This window comes from Pseudomonas sp. Marseille-Q5117, assembly GCF_946901175.1.
Lineage (GTDB): Bacteria > Pseudomonadota > Gammaproteobacteria > Pseudomonadales > Pseudomonadaceae > Aquipseudomonas > Aquipseudomonas iranensis.
Genome location: NZ_CAMPPP010000002.1, coordinates 412,166 through 429,700, shown reverse-complemented (window position 1 = coordinate 429,700; position 17,535 = coordinate 412,166). Strand labels below are relative to the sequence as shown.

The 17,535-nt window shown below is 55.4% G+C and carries 24 protein-coding genes; all 24 read left to right on the top strand.

Annotation, left to right across the window (positions count from 1 at the left end):
* The first annotated feature begins 41 nt into the window (after nucleotides 1–41).
* The 24 genes from rpoC to rpsE all read left to right on the top strand — a co-directional run bounded on the left by rpoC (nucleotide 42) and on the right by rpsE (nucleotide 17,534).
* A complete protein-coding gene (gene rpoC, locus OC605_RS05160; RefSeq protein ID WP_016772940.1) occupies nucleotides 42–4,241 on the top strand; it encodes a DNA-directed RNA polymerase subunit beta' in 4,200 nt (1,399 codons plus the stop codon).
* Nucleotides 4,242–4,457: 216 nt separating this feature from the next.
* A complete protein-coding gene (gene rpsL, locus OC605_RS05155; protein WP_003186084.1) occupies nucleotides 4,458–4,829 on the top strand; it encodes a 30S ribosomal protein S12 in 372 nt (123 codons plus the stop codon).
* 107 nt (nucleotides 4,830–4,936) lie between these two features.
* The gene (gene rpsG, locus OC605_RS05150) at nucleotides 4,937–5,410 is read left to right on the top strand and encodes a 30S ribosomal protein S7 (protein WP_016772941.1); all 474 of its coding nucleotides are present in this window, start codon (nucleotides 4,937–4,939) and stop codon (nucleotides 5,408–5,410) included.
* 30 nt (nucleotides 5,411–5,440) lie between these two features.
* Nucleotides 5,441–7,546 (top strand): elongation factor G, encoded by a 2,106-nt coding sequence (gene fusA / locus OC605_RS05145; protein ID WP_016772942.1) that lies wholly within the window; start codon nucleotides 5,441–5,443, stop codon nucleotides 7,544–7,546.
* A gap of 31 nt (nucleotides 7,547–7,577) precedes the next feature.
* A complete protein-coding gene (tuf, locus tag OC605_RS05140; RefSeq protein ID WP_024014521.1) occupies nucleotides 7,578–8,771 on the top strand; it encodes an elongation factor Tu in 1,194 nt (397 codons plus the stop codon).
* 154 nt (nucleotides 8,772–8,925) lie between these two features.
* The gene (rpsJ, locus tag OC605_RS05135; protein ID WP_003186070.1) at nucleotides 8,926–9,237 is read left to right on the top strand and encodes a 30S ribosomal protein S10; all 312 of its coding nucleotides are present in this window, start codon (nucleotides 8,926–8,928) and stop codon (nucleotides 9,235–9,237) included.
* Nucleotides 9,238–9,317: 80 nt separating this feature from the next.
* On the top strand, nucleotides 9,318–9,953 hold the full coding sequence (rplC, locus tag OC605_RS05130) for a 50S ribosomal protein L3 (RefSeq protein ID WP_003228738.1): 636 nt from the start codon (nucleotides 9,318–9,320) through the stop codon (nucleotides 9,951–9,953).
* A 12-nt stretch (nucleotides 9,954–9,965) separates the two neighbouring features.
* Complete coding sequence (gene rplD / locus OC605_RS05125; protein WP_003228735.1) at nucleotides 9,966–10,568, top strand: 50S ribosomal protein L4; 603 nt, start codon at nucleotides 9,966–9,968, stop codon at nucleotides 10,566–10,568.
* A complete protein-coding gene (gene rplW / locus OC605_RS05120; RefSeq protein WP_002555488.1) occupies nucleotides 10,565–10,864 on the top strand; it encodes a 50S ribosomal protein L23 in 300 nt (99 codons plus the stop codon). Before rplD ends, rplW begins: the two co-directional genes overlap by 4 nt.
* 14 nt (nucleotides 10,865–10,878) lie before the next feature.
* A complete protein-coding gene (rplB, locus tag OC605_RS05115) occupies nucleotides 10,879–11,703 on the top strand; it encodes a 50S ribosomal protein L2 (protein WP_016772943.1) in 825 nt (274 codons plus the stop codon).
* Between the two features lie 16 nt (nucleotides 11,704–11,719).
* Nucleotides 11,720–11,995, top strand: a complete 276-nt coding sequence (gene rpsS / locus OC605_RS05110; protein ID WP_011336172.1) for a 30S ribosomal protein S19 — start codon at nucleotides 11,720–11,722, stop codon at nucleotides 11,993–11,995.
* A gap of 11 nt (nucleotides 11,996–12,006) precedes the next feature.
* A complete protein-coding gene (rplV, locus tag OC605_RS05105) occupies nucleotides 12,007–12,339 on the top strand; it encodes a 50S ribosomal protein L22 (protein WP_003103908.1) in 333 nt (110 codons plus the stop codon).
* Between the two features lie 13 nt (nucleotides 12,340–12,352).
* Nucleotides 12,353–13,039: a 30S ribosomal protein S3 gene (rpsC, locus tag OC605_RS05100; RefSeq protein ID WP_003176422.1), complete on the top strand. Its 687-nt coding sequence runs from the start codon at nucleotides 12,353–12,355 to the stop codon at nucleotides 13,037–13,039.
* A 12-nt stretch (nucleotides 13,040–13,051) separates the two neighbouring features.
* Nucleotides 13,052–13,465: a 50S ribosomal protein L16 gene (gene rplP / locus OC605_RS05095; RefSeq protein ID WP_003228729.1), complete on the top strand. Its 414-nt coding sequence runs from the start codon at nucleotides 13,052–13,054 to the stop codon at nucleotides 13,463–13,465.
* A complete protein-coding gene (rpmC, locus tag OC605_RS05090; RefSeq protein WP_002555481.1) occupies nucleotides 13,465–13,656 on the top strand; it encodes a 50S ribosomal protein L29 in 192 nt (63 codons plus the stop codon). The genes rplP and rpmC overlap by 1 nt, the downstream gene beginning before the upstream one ends.
* Before the next feature lie 2 nt (nucleotides 13,657–13,658).
* The gene (rpsQ, locus tag OC605_RS05085; protein ID WP_003194644.1) at nucleotides 13,659–13,925 is read left to right on the top strand and encodes a 30S ribosomal protein S17; all 267 of its coding nucleotides are present in this window, start codon (nucleotides 13,659–13,661) and stop codon (nucleotides 13,923–13,925) included.
* Nucleotides 13,926–13,948: 23 nt separating this feature from the next.
* The gene (gene rplN / locus OC605_RS05080) at nucleotides 13,949–14,317 is read left to right on the top strand and encodes a 50S ribosomal protein L14 (RefSeq protein WP_002555479.1); all 369 of its coding nucleotides are present in this window, start codon (nucleotides 13,949–13,951) and stop codon (nucleotides 14,315–14,317) included.
* Nucleotides 14,318–14,328: 11 nt separating this feature from the next.
* The gene (gene rplX / locus OC605_RS05075) at nucleotides 14,329–14,643 is read left to right on the top strand and encodes a 50S ribosomal protein L24 (RefSeq protein ID WP_003186046.1); all 315 of its coding nucleotides are present in this window, start codon (nucleotides 14,329–14,331) and stop codon (nucleotides 14,641–14,643) included.
* Between the two features lie 20 nt (nucleotides 14,644–14,663).
* Complete coding sequence (gene rplE, locus OC605_RS05070; protein ID WP_003210069.1) at nucleotides 14,664–15,203, top strand: 50S ribosomal protein L5; 540 nt, start codon at nucleotides 14,664–14,666, stop codon at nucleotides 15,201–15,203.
* A gap of 13 nt (nucleotides 15,204–15,216) precedes the next feature.
* A complete protein-coding gene (rpsN, locus tag OC605_RS05065; RefSeq protein ID WP_003186042.1) occupies nucleotides 15,217–15,522 on the top strand; it encodes a 30S ribosomal protein S14 in 306 nt (101 codons plus the stop codon).
* A gap of 208 nt (nucleotides 15,523–15,730) precedes the next feature.
* The gene (gene rpsH / locus OC605_RS05060) at nucleotides 15,731–16,123 is read left to right on the top strand and encodes a 30S ribosomal protein S8 (RefSeq protein ID WP_016772944.1); all 393 of its coding nucleotides are present in this window, start codon (nucleotides 15,731–15,733) and stop codon (nucleotides 16,121–16,123) included.
* Between the two features lie 12 nt (nucleotides 16,124–16,135).
* On the top strand, nucleotides 16,136–16,669 hold the full coding sequence (gene rplF / locus OC605_RS05055) for a 50S ribosomal protein L6 (RefSeq protein ID WP_003228722.1): 534 nt from the start codon (nucleotides 16,136–16,138) through the stop codon (nucleotides 16,667–16,669).
* 10 nt (nucleotides 16,670–16,679) lie between these two features.
* Nucleotides 16,680–17,030 carry a 50S ribosomal protein L18 gene (gene rplR / locus OC605_RS05050; RefSeq protein ID WP_003186037.1) on the top strand — a complete coding sequence of 117 codons (351 nt, stop codon included), beginning with the start codon at nucleotides 16,680–16,682 and terminating at the stop codon, nucleotides 17,028–17,030.
* Nucleotides 17,031–17,033: 3 nt separating this feature from the next.
* The gene (rpsE, locus tag OC605_RS05045; RefSeq protein WP_007955637.1) at nucleotides 17,034–17,534 is read left to right on the top strand and encodes a 30S ribosomal protein S5; all 501 of its coding nucleotides are present in this window, start codon (nucleotides 17,034–17,036) and stop codon (nucleotides 17,532–17,534) included.
* Nucleotide 17,535: the final 1 nt, after the last annotated feature.

Here is a 17,535-nt window from a genome sequence, read left to right as displayed (position 1 = left end):
GGCAGGATTGCCCGCTCTCTGCTCCGCCAGGAGGAAAGGCCTTGAAAGACCTACTGAATTTGCTGAAAAACCAGGGTCAAGTCGAAGAGTTCGACGCCATCCGTATCGGATTGGCCTCGCCGGAGATGATCCGTTCGTGGTCGTTCGGTGAAGTTAAAAAGCCGGAAACCATCAACTACCGTACGTTCAAACCCGAGCGTGACGGCCTGTTCTGCGCCAAGATCTTTGGCCCGGTAAAGGATTACGAGTGCCTGTGCGGTAAGTACAAGCGCTTGAAGCACCGTGGTGTGATCTGCGAGAAGTGCGGCGTTGAAGTTGCACTGGCCAAGGTTCGTCGTGAGCGCATGGCGCACATCGAACTGGCTTCTCCGGTTGCCCACATCTGGTTCCTGAAATCGCTGCCGTCGCGTATCGGCCTGCTGATGGACATGACCCTGCGTGATATCGAGCGCGTTCTCTACTTCGAGAGCTATGTCGTTATCGATCCAGGCATGACCACCCTTGAAAAAGGTCAGCTGCTGAACGACGAGCAGTATTTCGAAGCGCTGGAAGAGTTCGGTGACGATTTCGACGCCCGCATGGGTGCCGAAGCTGTCCGTGAACTGCTGCACGCTATCGACCTGGAACACGAGATTGGCCGTCTGCGCGAAGAGATTCCGCAAACCAACTCGGAAACCAAGATCAAGAAGCTGTCCAAGCGTCTGAAGTTGATGGAAGCCTTCCAGGGTTCCGGCAACCTGCCAGAGTGGATGGTGCTGACCGTTCTGCCGGTTCTGCCGCCAGATCTGCGTCCACTGGTCCCGCTGGATGGCGGTCGTTTCGCGACCTCCGACCTCAACGATCTGTATCGTCGAGTGATCAACCGTAACAACCGTTTGAAGCGCCTGCTGGATCTGTCCGCGCCGGACATCATCGTGCGCAACGAAAAGCGTATGTTGCAGGAAGCGGTCGATGCACTGCTCGACAACGGTCGTCGTGGCCGCGCAATCACTGGTTCCAACAAGCGTCCTCTGAAATCCTTGGCTGACATGATCAAGGGTAAGCAAGGTCGGTTCCGTCAGAACTTGCTCGGTAAGCGTGTTGACTACTCCGGTCGTTCGGTAATTACCGTAGGCCCGACCCTGCGTCTGCACCAGTGCGGTCTGCCGAAGAAGATGGCTCTCGAGCTGTTCAAGCCGTTCATTTTCGGCAAGCTGGAAATGCGTGGTCTGGCGACCACCATCAAAGCGGCCAAGAAAATGGTCGAGCGCGAGTTGCCAGAGGTTTGGGACGTTCTCGCTGAAGTGATTCGCGAACACCCGGTTCTGCTCAACCGTGCGCCGACCCTTCACCGTCTGGGTATCCAGGCGTTTGAACCGGTACTGATCGAAGGTAAGGCTATCCAGCTGCACCCTCTGGTCTGCGCCGCGTACAACGCCGACTTCGACGGCGACCAAATGGCCGTGCACGTACCGCTGACGCTGGAAGCCCAGCTCGAAGCGCGTGCGTTGATGATGTCGACCAACAACATTCTGTCGCCAGCCAACGGTGAGCCAATCATCGTTCCGTCGCAGGACGTTGTATTGGGTCTGTACTACATGACTCGTGAAGCGATCAACGCCAAGGGCGAAGGTCGTGTGTTCGCGGATCTGCAGGAAGTCGACCGTGTGTTCCGTGCCGGCGAAGCCGCACTGCACGCCAAGGTCAAGGTTCGTATCAACGAAACCGTCAACGACCGTGACGGCAACAGCGTGAGCGGTACCCGTATCGTCGACACCACTGTCGGCCGTGCGCTGCTGTTCCAGGTTGTGCCAAAAGGTCTGTCGTTCGACGTCGTCAACCTGCCGATGAAGAAAAAGGCGATCTCCAAGCTGATCAACCAGTGCTACCGCGTGGTTGGTCTGAAAGAGACCGTGATCTTCGCTGACCAGTTGATGTACACCGGTTTCGCTTACTCCACCATCTCCGGCGTTTCCATCGGTGTTAACGACTTCGTTATCCCGGATGAAAAAGCCCGCATCATCGGTGCAGCCACCGACGAAGTGAAAGAGATCGAGAGCCAGTACGCCTCCGGCCTGGTAACCCAGGGCGAGAAGTACAACAAAGTGATCGACCTCTGGTCGAAAGCGAACGACGAAGTTTCCAAGGCGATGATGGCCAACCTCTCGAAAGAGAAAGTCATCGACCGTCACGGCGACGAAGTCGACCAAGAGTCTTTCAACTCGATGTACATGATGGCCGACTCGGGTGCGCGGGGTTCCGCAGCACAGATTCGTCAGCTGGCCGGTATGCGTGGTCTGATGGCCAAGCCGGACGGTTCCATCATTGAAACGCCGATTACTGCGAACTTCCGTGAAGGTCTGAGCGTACTTCAGTACTTCATCTCGACTCACGGTGCTCGTAAAGGTCTGGCGGATACCGCGTTGAAAACCGCTAACTCCGGTTACCTGACTCGTCGTCTGGTAGACGTGGCGCAGGATCTGGTAGTAACCGAGATCGATTGCGGCACCGAACACGGTCTGCTGATGACTCCGCACATTGAAGGCGGTGACGTTGTAGAGCCGTTGGGTGAGCGCGTATTGGGTCGTGTCATTGCCCGTGACGTATTCAAGCCAGGTACCGAGGACGTTATCGTTCCTGCCGGCACTCTCGTTGACGAGAAGTGGGTCGAGTTCATCGAGCTGAACAGCATCGACGAAGTGATCGTGCGTTCGCCGATCAGCTGCGAAACCCGCTACGGCATCTGCGCCAAGTGCTACGGCCGTGATCTGGCTCGTGGTCACCAGGTGAACATCGGTGAAGCGGTCGGCGTTATCGCTGCCCAGTCCATTGGTGAGCCGGGTACTCAGCTGACCATGCGTACGTTCCACATCGGTGGTGCGGCAAGCCGTACTTCCGCAGCCGACAGCGTTCAGGTGAAGAATGGCGGTACCGTCCGTCTGCACAACCTGAAGCACGTTGAGCGAGTGGATGGCCATCTGGTTGCTGTGTCCCGTTCCGGTGAGCTGGCAATCGCGGACGACTTCGGTCGTGAGCGCGAGCGTTACAAGCTGCCGTACGGTGCTGTGATTTCGGTTAAGGAAGGTGACAAGGTCGACGCTGGCGCAATCGTCGCCAAGTGGGATCCGCACACTCACCCGATCGTTACCGAAATGAAAGGTACCGTGACCTACGTGGGCATGGAAGAAGGCATCACGATCAAGCGTCAGACTGACGAATTGACCGGTATGACCAACATTGAAGTACTTGACGCGAAAGATCGTCCAGCTGCCGGTAAGGAAATCCGTCCAGCAGTGAAGATGGTCGACGACAACGGCAAGGATCTGTTGCTGCCAGGCACTGACGTTATCGCTCAGTACTTCCTGCCAGCCAACGCCCTGGTCGGTGTGGCTGACGGTGCGAAGATTGCGATCGGTGACGTTATCGCTCGTATCCCGCAGGAAACTTCGAAGACCCGTGACATCACCGGTGGTCTGCCGCGTGTTGCCGACCTGTTCGAAGCCCGTCGTCCGAAAGAAGCGTCGATTCTGGCTGAAGTCAGCGGCACCATCGCGTTCGGTAAAGAGACCAAAGGCAAGCGCCGTCTGGTCATTACCCCGAACGACGGTAGCGATCCGTACGAAGAGCTGATTCCGAAGTGGCGTCACCTGAACGTCTTCGAAGGCGAACAGGTAAACCGCGGCGAAGTTATCTCCGACGGTCCAAGCGATCCGCACGACATCCTGCGTCTGCTGGGTGTAAGCGCGCTGGCCAAGTACATCGTCAACGAGATCCAGGACGTTTATCGTCTGCAAGGCGTGAAGATCAACGACAAGCACATCGAGACCATCCTGCGTCAGATGCTGCGTAAAGTTGAGATCTCCGAGTCCGGCGATTCCAGCTTCATCAAGGGCGACCAGATGGAACTGACTCACGTTCTGGTAGAGAACGAGCGTCTGAGCGCGGAAGACAAGTTTGTCTCCAAGTTCACTCGCGTTCTGCTGGGTATCACCAAGGCGTCGTTGTCCACCGAATCGTTCATCTCGGCGGCTTCCTTCCAGGAAACCACCCGCGTACTGACCGAAGCGGCAGTCACCGGCAAGCGCGATTACCTGCGCGGCCTGAAAGAAAACGTAGTCGTGGGTCGTCTGATCCCGGCCGGTACCGGTCTTGCCTATCACAGCGAGCGCAAGCGTCGCCGTGATGCCGACAAGCCGTTGCGCGTAAGCGCCAGTGAAGTGGAAGCTGCACTGACCGAAGCGCTGAACTCGAGCGGTAACTGAGTTCTGCGATAAACGAGAGTGAGGCCCTGATCGCTCCGTTCGTCGAATCGAGACATCAAGTCAAGGTTCGATGGGCGGGGAGGTCGGGGCCTTGCCTTGACTGGAATCAAGATCCTCTTTAGACTCTTGATCCCCTAAATTTGGCGGGAATTCGTTCCTGCCATTTTGCTTTTCTTGCAAGACAATAGCGTCGCAAGACAACAGTGGAGCTAGTAGATGGCAACTATCAACCAGCTGGTACGTCAGCCGCGTAAGCGTATCGTCGAGAAATCCGACGTACCTGCGCTGCAGAACTGCCCGCAACGTCGTGGCGTGTGCACCCGTGTGTACACCACCACGCCGAAAAAACCTAACTCGGCACTGCGTAAAGTATGCCGTGTGCGTCTGACCAACGGTTTCGAGGTTTCCTCGTACATCGGCGGTGAAGGCCACAACCTGCAAGAGCACAGCGTGGTACTGATCCGCGGCGGTCGTGTAAAAGACTTGCCAGGTGTTCGTTACCACACCGTTCGCGGCTCCTTGGATACTTCCGGCGTTAAAGGCCGTAACCAGGGTCGTTCGAAGTACGGTACCAAGCGTCCGAAGTAATCGGCCGTTTTGCAGATTTTTATTTTATTGAGTCGATAAGAGTAAGGTCGGGCACGCATCCTCTGGATCTGTCCCGAGCTAACCTGAAGACCGCTTGAGGGCTTATCATGCCAAGACGTCGCGTAGCAGCAAAGCGTGAGATTCTGGACGATCCGAAATACGGAAGCCAGATCCTCGCCAAATTCATGAACCACGTTATGGAAAGCGGCAAGAAAGCCGTTGCCGAGCGTATCGTTTATGGTGCCCTGGAAACCGTTGCGGCCCGTAAGGCTGGCACCGATCCCCTGGAACTCTTCGAAAAAGCACTCGACGCCATCGCTCCGCTGGTCGAAGTGAAGTCGCGCCGCGTTGGTGGTGCTACTTACCAGGTTCCGGTCGAGGTTCGTCCTTCCCGTCGTAACGCTCTGGCAATGCGCTGGTTGGTAGACTTCGCCCGTAAGCGCGGCGAGAAGTCTATGGCTCTGCGTTTGGCTGGCGAACTGCTGGATGCTGCTGAAGGTAAAGGTGCTGCTGTTAAGAAGCGTGAAGACGTGCACCGTATGGCCGAAGCTAACAAAGCTTTCTCGCACTACCGCTTCTAATTTTAGCTTCACTAATTTTGCGAGGGCTTTATGGCTCGTACTACTCCGATTAGCCGCTACCGTAACATCGGTATCGTCGCTCACGTGGATGCTGGTAAAACCACCACCACCGAGCGCGTACTGTTTTACACCGGCAAAAGTCACAAAATGGGCGAGGTGCATGATGGCGCCGCGACCACAGACTGGATGGTTCAGGAGCAGGAGCGTGGTATTACCATTACTTCTGCTGCCATTACCGCCTTCTGGAAAGGTTCCGAGAAGCAGTACTCTCACGAGCACCGTTTCAACGTAATCGATACCCCGGGCCACGTTGACTTCACCATTGAAGTTGAGCGTTCCCTGCGCGTACTCGACGGCGCTGTCGTTGTGTTCTGCGGTACTTCGGGTGTTGAGCCGCAGTCGGAAACCGTATGGCGTCAAGCCAACAAGTACGGCGTTCCACGTCTTGTTTACGTAAACAAGATGGACCGTGCCGGCGCCAACTTCCTGCGCGTGATCGGTCAGATCAAGCAGCGTCTGGGTCACACTCCGGTGCCGATCCAGTTGGCCATCGGTTCCGAAGACAACTTCCAGGGTCAGATCGATCTGATCAACATGCAAGCTGTCTACTGGAACGACTCCGACAAAGGTATGGTCCCTGTTCGCAAGGACATTCCTGCCGAGCTCCAAGAGCTGGCTGAAGAGTGGCGCAACAACATGGTTGAAGCTGCTGCCGAAGCCAACGAAGAGCTGATGAACAAGTACCTGGAAGGCGAAGAGCTGTCGATCGAAGAGATCAAGGCTGCTTTGCGTCAGCGTACTATCGCCGGCGAAATCGTTCTGGCCGTTTGCGGTTCTTCGTTCAAGAACAAGGGCGTTCCCCTGGTTCTCGACGCCGTTATCGACTACCTGCCTGCTCCGACCGACATTCCTGCTATCAAGGGTTCCAACCCTGATAACGAGGAAGAAGAGATGGAGCGTCATGCAGACGACAACGAGCCTTTCGCGGCTCTGGCGTTCAAGATCGCTACCGACCCATTCGTGGGTACCCTGACCTTCGTCCGCGTTTACTCGGGCGTGTTGAACTCCGGCGACGGCGTGATCAACTCGGTCAAGGGCAAGAAAGAGCGCGTGGGTCGTATGGTGCAAATGCACGCAAACGCCCGTGAAGAGATCAAGGAAGTACGCGCTGGTGACATCGCGGCCCTGATCGGCATGAAGGACGTCACCACTGGTGAAACCCTCTGCAACGCTGACAAGCCAATCATCCTGGTTCGCATGGACTTCCCGGAGCCGGTTATTTCGGTTGCCGTAGAGCCTAAGACCAAGGATGACCAGGAAAAAATGGGTATCGCTCTGGGCAAGCTTGCTCAGGAAGACCCGTCTTTCCGCGTTAAAACTGATGAAGAGACTGGTCAGACGATCATCTCCGGCATGGGCGAGCTGCACCTGGACATCCTGGTTGACCGGATGCGCCGTGAGTTCAACGTCGAAGCCAACATCGGCAAGCCTCAGGTTTCGTATCGTGAGCGCATCACGAAGAACTGTGAAATCGAAGGCAAGTTCGTTCGTCAGTCCGGTGGTCGCGGCCAGTTCGGTCACTGCTGGATCCGTTTTGCTCCTGCTGACGAAGGTCAGGAAGGTCTGCAATTCGTGAACGAAGTTGTAGGTGGTGTGGTTCCTAAGGAATACATCCCGGCTATCCAGAAGGGTATCGAAGAGCAGATGAAGAACGGCGTTGTTGCCGGCTATCCGCTGATCGGCCTGAAGGCTACCGTGTTCGATGGTTCTTACCACGACGTCGACTCCAACGAGATGGCGTTCAAGGTGGCTGCTTCCATGGCGACCAAGCAACTGGCCCAGAAGGGCGGTGGTGAGTTGCTCGAGCCGATCATGGCGGTAGAGGTTGTTACGCCTGAAGACTATATGGGTGATGTGATGGGCGACCTTAACCGTCGTCGCGGCATGATCCAGGGTATGGAAGACACAGTGTCCGGCAAGGTTATCCGTGCCGAGGTTCCACTGGGTGAGATGTTCGGTTATGCGACCGACGTTCGTTCCATGTCCCAGGGTCGCGCAAGCTACTCTATGGAATTCAAAAAATACGATACGGCTCCGTCGCACATCGTCGAATCCGTAACCAAAAAACAAGGCTGATTCAGCCCCTTTAGGCTAGGAGTTAATTGTCGTGGCTAAAGAAAAATTTGATCGTTCCCTACCGCACGTCAACGTTGGCACCATTGGTCACGTTGACCACGGTAAAACCACTCTGACTGCTGCTCTGACTCGCGTCTGCTCCGAAGTTTTCGGTTCGGCCGTCGTTGAATTCGACAAGATCGACAGCGCACCAGAAGAAAAAGCTCGCGGTATCACCATCAACACCGCTCACGTTGAGTACAACTCGACTATTCGTCACTACGCTCACGTTGACTGCCCAGGTCACGCTGACTACGTGAAGAACATGATCACCGGTGCTGCCCAGATGGACGGCGCGATCCTGGTTTGCTCGGCCGCTGATGGTCCGATGCCGCAAACCCGTGAGCACATCCTGCTGTCCCGTCAGGTAGGCGTTCCGTACATCGTGGTTTTCCTGAACAAGGCTGACCTGGTAGACGACGCTGAGCTGCTCGAGCTGGTTGAGATGGAAGTTCGTGACCTGCTGTCGACCTACGACTTCCCAGGCGACGACACTCCGATCATCATCGGTTCGGCTCGTATGGCGCTGGAAGGCAAAGACGACAACGAAATGGGCACCACTGCCGTTCGTAAACTGGTTGAAACTCTGGATACCTACATTCCAGAACCAGTTCGTATGATCGACAAGCCATTCCTGATGCCAATCGAAGACGTATTCTCGATCTCGGGTCGCGGTACTGTTGTGACTGGTCGTATCGAGCGCGGTATCGTTCGCGTTCAGGATGCTCTGGAAATCGTTGGTCTGCGTGACACCACCACCACCACCTGCACCGGTGTTGAGATGTTCCGCAAGCTGCTCGACGAAGGTCGTGCTGGCGAGAACTGCGGCGTTCTGCTGCGTGGTACCAAGCGTGACGACGTTGAGCGTGGCCAGGTTCTGGTCAAGCCAGGTTCGGTCAAGCCGCACACCAAGTTCACCGCAGAAGTTTACGTTCTGAGCAAGGAAGAAGGCGGTCGTCACACTCCGTTCTTCAAAGGCTACCGTCCACAGTTCTACTTCCGTACTACTGACGTGACTGGTAACTGCGAGCTGCCAGAAGGCGTTGAAATGGTAATGCCAGGTGACAACATTCAGATGACTGTTACCCTGATCAAAACCATCGCGATGGAAGACGGTCTGCGTTTCGCTATCCGTGAAGGCGGTCGTACCGTCGGCGCCGGCGTCGTAGCCAAAATCATCGAGTAAGACTTTTAAAGTCAGCTTGATGGATTGAAAAAGCCCCCGCTCAGCGGGGGCTTTTTTATTGGGTTGACACCTATCGGGGGCGTCTATAGAATTGCGCCTCCTTTTAACGGGCGTATTGCGCCCGGTGGGAATAGCAGCCGGAGTCTGAAATCCAATGCAAAATCAGCAAATCCGTATCAGGTTGAAGGCTTTTGACCATCGCCTGATCGACCAATCAACCCAGGAAATCGTGGAAACCGCGAAACGTACTGGTGCTCAAGTGCGTGGTCCAATTCCACTGCCTACCCGTAAAGAGCGGTTCACCGTTCTGGTTTCCCCGCACGTCAACAAAGACGCGCGTGACCAGTACGAGATCCGCACTCATAAGCGTGTTCTGGACATCGTCCAGCCAACGGATAAAACCGTTGACGCGCTGATGAAGCTTGATCTTGCGGCCGGTGTGGAAGTGCAGATCAGCCTCGGCTAAGACTCGGTCTTGGTCGTGTAACGCTCTGAAATGGGCGGCCATAGCGGGTGAAAGCCCCGTACACTCATGAGGTTTACAACATGACTATTGGTGTAGTCGGTCGTAAATGCGGTATGACCCGTATTTTCACCGAAGAAGGTGTCTCCATTCCGGTCACGGTCATTGAGATCGAGCCGAATCGCGTCACCCAGTTCAAAACTGAAGAGACCGATGGCTATCGTGCAGTGCAAGTCACTGTCGGCGAGCGTCGCGCTTCGCGTGTAACAGCAGCTCAGGCTGGCCACTTCGCTAAAGCGAACGTTGCTGCTGGTCGCACCACCATGGAATTCCGCCTTGAAGAAGGCGAGTACCAGGCTGGCGATCTGATCAACGCTGAAATCTTCGCCGCTGGTCAACTGGTTGATGTAACCGGTCAGTCCAAGGGTAAAGGCTTCCAGGGTACGATCAAGCGTTGGAATTTCCGCGGGCAAGATAACACCCACGGTAACTCCGTATCCCACCGCGTCCCAGGCTCTATCGGCCAGTGCCAGACTCCTGGTCGTGTATTCAAGGGCAAAAAAATGTCCGGTCATATGGGCGCTGAGCGCGTGACCGTGCAGTCCCTGGAAGTAGTGCGCGTGGACGCTGAACGCAATCTGTTGTTGGTCAAGGGTGCTGTTCCTGGCGCTACTGGCGGCAACCTGGTTGTACGTCCAGCAGCCAAGGCTCGCGGTTAAGGGGAAGCTGACATGCAATTAAATGTAAATGACGCTCAAGCGATCGAAGTTTCCGAACTGACATTTGGCGGCGAATTCAACGAGACGCTGGTTCACCAAGCAGTCGTGGCCTACATGGCCGGCGGCCGTCAAGGTAGCAAGCAGCAGAAGACCCGTTCCGACGTTCGTGGTGGCGGCAAGCGCCCATGGCGTCAGAAAGGTACTGGCCGTGCTCGTGCCGGTACTATCCGTAGCCCAATCTGGCGTGGCGGCGGTACCACTTTCGCAGCTCGTCCACAGGATCACTCCCAGAAGCTGAACAAGAAGATGTATCGCGCAGCAATGCGTTCCATCCTTGCTGAGCTGGTGCGTACTGATCGTCTGGTCGTGGTTCAGGATTTCGCTGTTGAAACTCCGAAAACCAAAGATCTGCTGGGCAAACTGAACAACATGAGCCTGACCGACGTTCTGATCGTGTCGGACGCTGTTGATCAGAACCTGTACCTGGCTGCTCGCAACCTGCCGCACGTAGATGTACGTGACGTGCAAGGTTCCGATCCAGTTAGTCTGATCGCATACGACAAGGTGTTGATCACCGTGTCGGCCGTGAAGAAATTCGAGGAGCTGCTGGGATGAACCAGGAACGCGTATTTAAAGTTCTGCTTGGCCCGCACGTTTCCGAGAAGGCTACGGTTCTGGCAGACAAGAAAGGCCAGTTCGTTTTCAAGGTTGCTACCGATGCAACCAAGCTGGAAATCAAGAAGGCCGTCGAAAGCCTGTTCAGCGTGAAAGTAGAGCGCGTCACTACCCTGAACGTTCTGGGTAAGAGCAAGCGCACTGCTCGCGGTCTGGGCAAGCGTAATGACTGGAAGAAGGCAGTTATCTCCCTTCAGCCAGGCCAAGATCTCGATTTCAGCAGCAGTGCTGAGTAAGGAAGGGGTGCATCATGGCAATCGTTAAATGCAAACCGACTTCCCCTGGCCGCCGTTTTGTGGTCAAGGTGGTCAACCAGGAGCTGCATAAAGGCGCTCCTCACGCACCGCTGCTCGAGAAAAAATCGAAGTCTGGTGGTCGTAACAACAATGGCCGTATTACCACTCGTCACATCGGTGGTGGTCATAAGCAGCATTACCGTATGGTCGATTTCCGTCGCAACGACAAAGATGGCATCGTCGCCACTGTCGAGCGTATCGAATACGATCCAAACCGTACTGCTCACATCGCACTGCTGTGCTACGCAGACGGCGAGCGCCGCTACATCATCGCCCCTAAAGGCGTGAGTGCTGGCGACCAGCTGATCGCAGGCGCTCTGGCTCCAATCAAGCCAGGCAACGCTCTGCAGCTGCGCAACATTCCAGTCGGTTCTACCGTACACGGCATCGAATTGAAGCCAGGTAAAGGTGCACAGATCGCTCGTTCCGCTGGTGCTTCGGCTCAGCTGATCGCTCGTGAAGGTGTCTACGTGACCCTGCGTCTGCGTTCCGGTGAAATGCGTAAAGTCCTGGCTGAATGCCGTGCGACCCTGGGCGAAGTCTCGAACTCCGAGCACAGCCTGCGTTCGCTGGGTAAAGCTGGTGCCAAACGCTGGCGTGGCGTTCGCCCAACCGTTCGTGGTGTTGCCATGAACCCGGTTGACCACCCACATGGTGGTGGTGAAGGTCGTACCTCTGGTGGTCGTCATCCGGTATCGCCATGGGGCTTCCCGACTAAGGGCGCGAAGACTCGTGGTAATAAGCGTACCGACAAAATGATCGTCCGTCGTCGCAAGTAAATAGAGGGATACGACAGTGCCACGTTCTCTGAAAAAAGGTCCTTTTATTGATCTTCACCTACTGAAGAAGATCGAAGTGGCGGCGGAAAAGAACGATCGCAAACCAATTAAAACCTGGTCGCGTCGTTCGATGATCCTGCCACAAATGGTCGGTCTGACCATCGCAGTACACAACGGTCGTCAGCACGTCCCAGTTCTCGTTAACGAAGACATGGTCGGCCACAAACTGGGCGAGTTTGCCGGTACCCGCAACTATCGCGGGCACGTGGCTGACAAGAAAGCCAAGCGTTAAGGGGTAAGGAAATGGAAGTAGCCGCTAAGTTGTCGGGCGCTCGAATCTCCGCCCAGAAAGCCCGCTTGGTCGCCGACCAGATCCGCGGGAAGAAGGTGGGCGAAGCGCTCAACCTGTTGGCTTTCAGCAGTAAGAAAGCCGCCGAGATCATGAAGAAAGTGCTGGAGTCGGCCGTAGCCAACGCCGAGCATAACGAAGGCGCAGACGTTGATGACCTGAAGGTCAGCACCGTTTTCGTCAACGAAGGGCGTTCGCTGAAGCGCATCATGCCACGTGCCAAAGGCCGTGCTGATCGCATCGTCAAGCGGTCTTGCCATATCACTGTCAAGGTTGCTGACAAGTAACGGAGTCGAAGAGATGGGTCAGAAAGTACATCCCATTGGCATTCGCCTGGGAATCGTCAAGGAGCACACCTCCGTCTGGTACGCAGACGGTCGGACTTATGCGGACTACTTGTTCGCAGATCTGAAAGTGCGTGAGTATCTCCAAGACAAACTAAAAAGCGCGTCCGTAAGCCGTATCGATATCCATCGTCCGGCCCAAACTGCACGCATCACCATCCACACCGCTCGTCCAGGTATCGTTATCGGGAAGAAAGGTGAAGATGTTGAGAAACTGCGTCAGGACCTGACCAAGCAAATGGGTGTGCCTGTGCACATCAATATCGAAGAGATCCGCAAGCCGGAGCTCGACGGTATGCTGGTTGCGCAGAGCGTAGCTCAGCAGCTGGAGCGTCGTGTAATGTTCCGTCGCGCTATGAAGCGCGCTGTACAGAACGCCATGCGCATTGGTGCCAAAGGCATCAAAATCCAAGTGAGCGGTCGTCTCGGCGGTGCTGAAATCGCACGTACTGAATGGTATCGCGAAGGTCGTGTGCCACTGCACACCCTGCGTGCCGACATCGACTATGCCAACTACGAAGCTCACACCACTTACGGTGTGATCGGTGTAAAGGTTTGGATCTTCAAAGGCGAAGTTATTGGTGGTCGCCAAGAAGAACTGAAACCACAAGCACCAGCGCCTCGTAAAAAAGCTGCTAAGTAAGGGGTACGCCAAATGTTGCAACCAAAGCGTACGAAGTTCCGCAAGCAGATGACCGGCCACAACCGTGGTCTGGCACTGCGCGGTAGCAAAGTCAGCTTCGGCGAGTTCGCGCTGAAGTCTGTTGCTCGTGGTCGTCTCACCGCTCGTCAGATCGAGTCAGCGCGTCGTGCTCTGACCCGTCACGTAAAACGTGGCGGCAAGATCTGGATCCGTGTATTCCCGGACAAGCCGATCTCCAAGAAACCTCTCGAGGTTCGTATGGGTAAAGGTAAGGGTAACGTGGAGTACTGGGTTGCCCAGATTCAGCCAGGCAAAGTCCTGTATGAAATCGAGGGTGTTTCTGAAGAGCTGGCGCGTGAGGCTTTCGCCCTGGCTGCTGCAAAGCTGCCGCTCGCCACCTCCTTTGTTAAACGGACGGTGATGTGATGAAAGCGAATGAACTTCGTGAAAAATCCGCACAGCAGCTGAACGAGCAACTGCTCGGCTTGCTGCGCGACCAGTTCAATCTGCGCATGCAGAAAGCAACTGGCCAGTTGGGGCAGTCTCATCTGCTCTCGCAAGTTAAGCGTGACATCGCTCGCGTGAAGACTGTGCTCAACCAGCAGGCAGGTAAGTGATCATGGCTGAAGCCGAAAAAACTGTCCGTACGCTGACTGGCCGTGTTGTCAGCGACAAGATGGACAAAACCATCACCGTTCTGATCGAGCGTCGCGTAAAGCACCCGATCTACGGTAAATACGTTAAGCGTTCGACTAAGCTGCACGCGCACGACGAAACCAATCAGTGCCACATCGGCGACAAAGTCACTATTCGTGAAACTCGTCCGATGGCCAAGACAAAGTCTTGGGCGCTGGTTGATGTTCTCGAACGCGCTGTGGAAGTCTAAGGGCTAGGGGTCGGAGAAATTATATGATTCAGACTCAATCCATGCTCGATGTGGCCGATAACAGCGGCGCTCGCCGTGTTATGTGCATCAAGGTGCTGGGTGGCTCCCATCGTCGTTACGCTGGTATCGGTGACATCATCAAAGTTACCGTGAAGGAAGCAATTCCTCGCGGTAAGGTGAAAAAAGGCCAAGTGATGACTGCTGTCGTAGTCCGCACTCGTCACGGCGTACGTCGTGCTGATGGCTCCATTATCCGCTTTGATGGCAACGCTGCTGTTCTTCTGAACAACAAGCAAGAGCCGATCGGCACCCGTATCTTTGGGCCAGTGACCCGTGAACTTCGTACTGAGAAGTTCATGAAGATCGTCTCGCTCGCCCCAGAAGTGCTGTAAGGAGATCCGACATGCAAAAGATTCGTCGTGACGACGAGATCATCGTGATCGCCGGCAAAGACAAAGGTAAGCGCGGTAAGGTGCTGAAGGTTCTTGCTGACAACCGTCTGGTTGTTGGTGGTCTGAACCTGGTCAAGCGTCATACCAAGCCTAACCCGATGTCGGGCGTACAGGGCGGTATCGTCGAGAAAGAAGCGCCACTGCACGCTTCCAACGTCGCCATCTTCAACGGCGAAACCAACAAGGCTGACCGCGTTGGTTTCAAAGTAGAAGACGGTAAGAAAATTCGTGTCTTCAAGTCGACCCAAAAAGCGGTTGATGCTTGAACACTGCTAGGTAGAAGACCATGGCACGACTAAAAGAGATTTACCGGAAGGAAATCGCTCCGAAACTTAAGGAAGAACTTAAGCTTTCGAACGTGATGGAAGTTCCGCGCGTTACCAAAATCACCCTGAACATGGGTCTGGGCGAAGCGATCGGCGACAAAAAAGTCATCGAGCACGCTGTTGCTGACCTGGAAAAGATCACCGGCCAGAAAGTCGTTGTGACCTACGCTCGTAAATCCATCGCTGGCTTCAAAGTCCGCGAAGGATGGCCGATCGGCGTCAAGGTGACCCTGCGCCGTGAGCGTATGTACGAGTTCCTGGATCGTCTGCTGTCGATCTCCCTGCCTCGGGTTCGCGACTTCCGCGGCCTGAATGCCAAGTCCTTCGATGGTCGTGGCAACTACAGCATGGGCGTGAAAGAGCAGATCATCTTCCCGGAAATCGACTACGACAAGATCGATGCTCTCCGCGGTCTGGACATTACCCTGACCACCACTGCCAAGAACGATGATGAAGGCCGCGCTCTGCTGCGTGCTTTCAAATTCCCGTTCCGCAACTGATTGGAGTAGGAAAATGGCCAAGAAGAGCATGAAGAACCGTGAGCTGAAGCGTCAGCTCACCGTTGCCAAGTACGCCACCAAGCGTGCAGCGCTGAAAGCTATCATCGTCGATCTGAACGCAAGTCCAGAAGCGCGTTGGGAAGCTACCGTAGCTCTGCAGAAGCAACCACGTGACGCAAGCGCTTCGCGCATGCGTAACCGTTGCCGCCTGACTGGTCGTCCGCACGGCGTGTACCGCAAGTTCGGCCTCGGCCGTAACATGCTGCGTCAAGCTGCAATGCGTGGTGACGTACCAGGTCTGGTTAAAGCCAGCTGGTAACAGTTGTCAAAGTCTCGATGTTCGGGTTCGCAAGAACCTGACCATCGGTGGCCTTGAATCTGAATCAAGCCCCTTTTGGGGCTTGATTCATTTCTGGGGTGTGTCTAGAATGACCGGCTCGCCTGAGCCCGTGTTTTTCTGCCCGGAAGTTCTCGGCGACAAGTAGTAGCCGCAAGGCTAATTTTTTTGTATTAGGAGCGTCTAGCCCATGAGTATGCAGGACCCGTTAGCGGACATGCTAACTCGAATCCGTAATGCCCAGATGGCTGAAAAGTCTGTCGTAAGCATGCCGTCTTCCACGTTGAAGGCAGCTGTAGCAAAAGTCCTGAAGGACGAAGGTTACATCGCGGATTTTCAGATCACCACCGACGCCAAGCCGTCGCTGTCCATCTCGCTGAAGTACTTCGAAGGCCGTCCGGTTATCGAAGAAGTGAAGCGCGTTAGTCGTCCAGGCCTGCGTCAGTACAAGTCCGTTGAAGATCTGCCGAAAGTTCGTGGCGGTCTTGGCGTGTCTATCGTCTCCACCAACAAAGGTGTGATGACGGATCGTGCTGCGCGCGCTGCCGGTGTCGGCGGCGAAGTTCTTTGCACTGTGTTCTAAGGGGGGATAAGCATGTCTCGCGTCGCTAAGAACCCCGTTAAGCTGCCAGCCGGTGTCGAAGTCAAATTCGCAGGCCAACAGCTTTCGGTGAAGGGTGCCAAGGGTACTCTTGAACTGAACATCCATTCGTCCGTTGAGATCGTTGAAGAAGCTGGTGAGCTGCGTTTCGCTGCTCGCAATGGCGATCAACAAACTCGCGCAATGGCCGGTACCACGCGTGCGTTGGTAAACAACATGGTCCAGGGCGTAAGCCAAGGCTTCGAGCGCAAGCTCCAGCTGGTCGGTGTTGGTTACAAAGCGCAAGCAAAAGGTCAGGTTCTGAACCTGGCTCTTGGCTTCTCGCACCCAGTGGATTACGAACTGCCGGAAGGCATCACCGCTGAGACTCCTAGCCAGACCGATATCCTGATCAAGGGCATCGACAAGCAGCTGGTAGGTCAAGTGGCCGCCGAGATCCGCGACTTCCGTCCACCAGAGCCGTACAAAGGCAAAGGTGTGCGCTACGCGGACGAAGTCGTCCGTCGTAAAGAAGCCAAGAAGAAGTAGGGCATAGCAAATGACCGACAAAAAAGTTACTCGACTGCGTCGCGCTCGCAAAGCACGCCTGAAAATGCACGAACTCGAAGTCGTGCGTCTCTGCGTGTTCCGCTCGTCGCAGCACATCTACGCCCAGGTCATCTCGGCCGACGGCAACAAAGTCCTGGCAAGTGCCTCGACTTTGGATAAAGAACTGCGTGATGGTGCCACTGGCAACATCGACGCGGCCACAAAGGTTGGCCAGCTGGTCGCTACGCGTGCTAAGGCCGCTGGCGTCTCGCAAGTGGCTTTCGACCGCTCTGGCTTCAAGTACCACGGCCGCGTTAAAGCGCTGGCTGATGCTGCTCGTGAAGCTGGGCTGGAGTTCTAAGTTATGTCAAATAACGACCAAAAGCGCGACGAAGGCTACATCGAGAAGCTGGTTCAAGTTAACCGCGTAGCCAAAACCGTTAAAGGCGGCCGTATCTTCACTTTCACCGCGTTGACCGTGGTTGGTGATGGTAAGGGGCGTGTTGGCTTCGGCCGTGGCAAGTCACGTGAAGTGCCTGCTGCGATCCAGAAGGCAATGGAAGCTGCTCGCCGTAACATGATTCAAGTTGACCTGAATGGCACCACTCTGCAGTACGCAATGAAGTCCGCTCACGGCGCTTCGAAGGTGTACATGCAGCCTGCCTCTGAAGGTACCGGTATCATCGCTGGCGGCGCTATGCGTGCTGTCCTCGAAGTTGCTGGCGTTCAGAACGTTCTGGCCAAGTGCTACGGCTCGACTAACCCGGTAAACGTGGTTCACGCCACTTTCAAGGGTCTGAAGGCTATGCAGTCTCCTGAGTCCATCGCTGCCAAGCGTGGCCTGCGTGTTGAGGAGATCAAGTAAT

Excerpts from the sequence above, each read along its gene's own strand:
- rpsL (WP_003186084.1), top strand. The coding sequence starts at position 4,458 with ATGGCAACTATCAACCAGCTGGTACGTCAGCCGCGTAAGCGTATCGTC.
- rpsG (WP_016772941.1), top strand. The coding sequence starts at position 4,937 with ATGCCAAGACGTCGCGTAGCAGCAAAGCGTGAGATTCTGGACGATCCG.
- fusA (WP_016772942.1), top strand. The coding sequence starts at position 5,441 with ATGGCTCGTACTACTCCGATTAGCCGCTACCGTAACATCGGTATCGTC.
- rpsJ (WP_003186070.1), top strand. The coding sequence starts at position 8,926 with ATGCAAAATCAGCAAATCCGTATCAGGTTGAAGGCTTTTGACCATCGC.
- rplC (WP_003228738.1), top strand. The coding sequence starts at position 9,318 with ATGACTATTGGTGTAGTCGGTCGTAAATGCGGTATGACCCGTATTTTC.
- rplD (WP_003228735.1), top strand. The coding sequence starts at position 9,966 with ATGCAATTAAATGTAAATGACGCTCAAGCGATCGAAGTTTCCGAACTG.
- rplW (WP_002555488.1), top strand. The coding sequence starts at position 10,565 with ATGAACCAGGAACGCGTATTTAAAGTTCTGCTTGGCCCGCACGTTTCC.
- rplB (WP_016772943.1), top strand. The coding sequence starts at position 10,879 with ATGGCAATCGTTAAATGCAAACCGACTTCCCCTGGCCGCCGTTTTGTG.
- rplV (WP_003103908.1), top strand. The coding sequence starts at position 12,007 with ATGGAAGTAGCCGCTAAGTTGTCGGGCGCTCGAATCTCCGCCCAGAAA.
- rpsC (WP_003176422.1), top strand. The coding sequence starts at position 12,353 with ATGGGTCAGAAAGTACATCCCATTGGCATTCGCCTGGGAATCGTCAAG.
- rplP (WP_003228729.1), top strand. The coding sequence starts at position 13,052 with ATGTTGCAACCAAAGCGTACGAAGTTCCGCAAGCAGATGACCGGCCAC.
- rpmC (WP_002555481.1), top strand. The coding sequence starts at position 13,465 with ATGAAAGCGAATGAACTTCGTGAAAAATCCGCACAGCAGCTGAACGAG.
- rpsQ (WP_003194644.1), top strand. The coding sequence starts at position 13,659 with ATGGCTGAAGCCGAAAAAACTGTCCGTACGCTGACTGGCCGTGTTGTC.
- rplN (WP_002555479.1), top strand. The coding sequence starts at position 13,949 with ATGATTCAGACTCAATCCATGCTCGATGTGGCCGATAACAGCGGCGCT.
- rplX (WP_003186046.1), top strand. The coding sequence starts at position 14,329 with ATGCAAAAGATTCGTCGTGACGACGAGATCATCGTGATCGCCGGCAAA.
- rplE (WP_003210069.1), top strand. The coding sequence starts at position 14,664 with ATGGCACGACTAAAAGAGATTTACCGGAAGGAAATCGCTCCGAAACTT.
- rpsN (WP_003186042.1), top strand. The coding sequence starts at position 15,217 with ATGGCCAAGAAGAGCATGAAGAACCGTGAGCTGAAGCGTCAGCTCACC.
- rpsH (WP_016772944.1), top strand. The coding sequence starts at position 15,731 with ATGAGTATGCAGGACCCGTTAGCGGACATGCTAACTCGAATCCGTAAT.
- rplF (WP_003228722.1), top strand. The coding sequence starts at position 16,136 with ATGTCTCGCGTCGCTAAGAACCCCGTTAAGCTGCCAGCCGGTGTCGAA.
- rplR (WP_003186037.1), top strand. The coding sequence starts at position 16,680 with ATGACCGACAAAAAAGTTACTCGACTGCGTCGCGCTCGCAAAGCACGC.
- rpsE (WP_007955637.1), top strand. The coding sequence starts at position 17,034 with ATGTCAAATAACGACCAAAAGCGCGACGAAGGCTACATCGAGAAGCTG.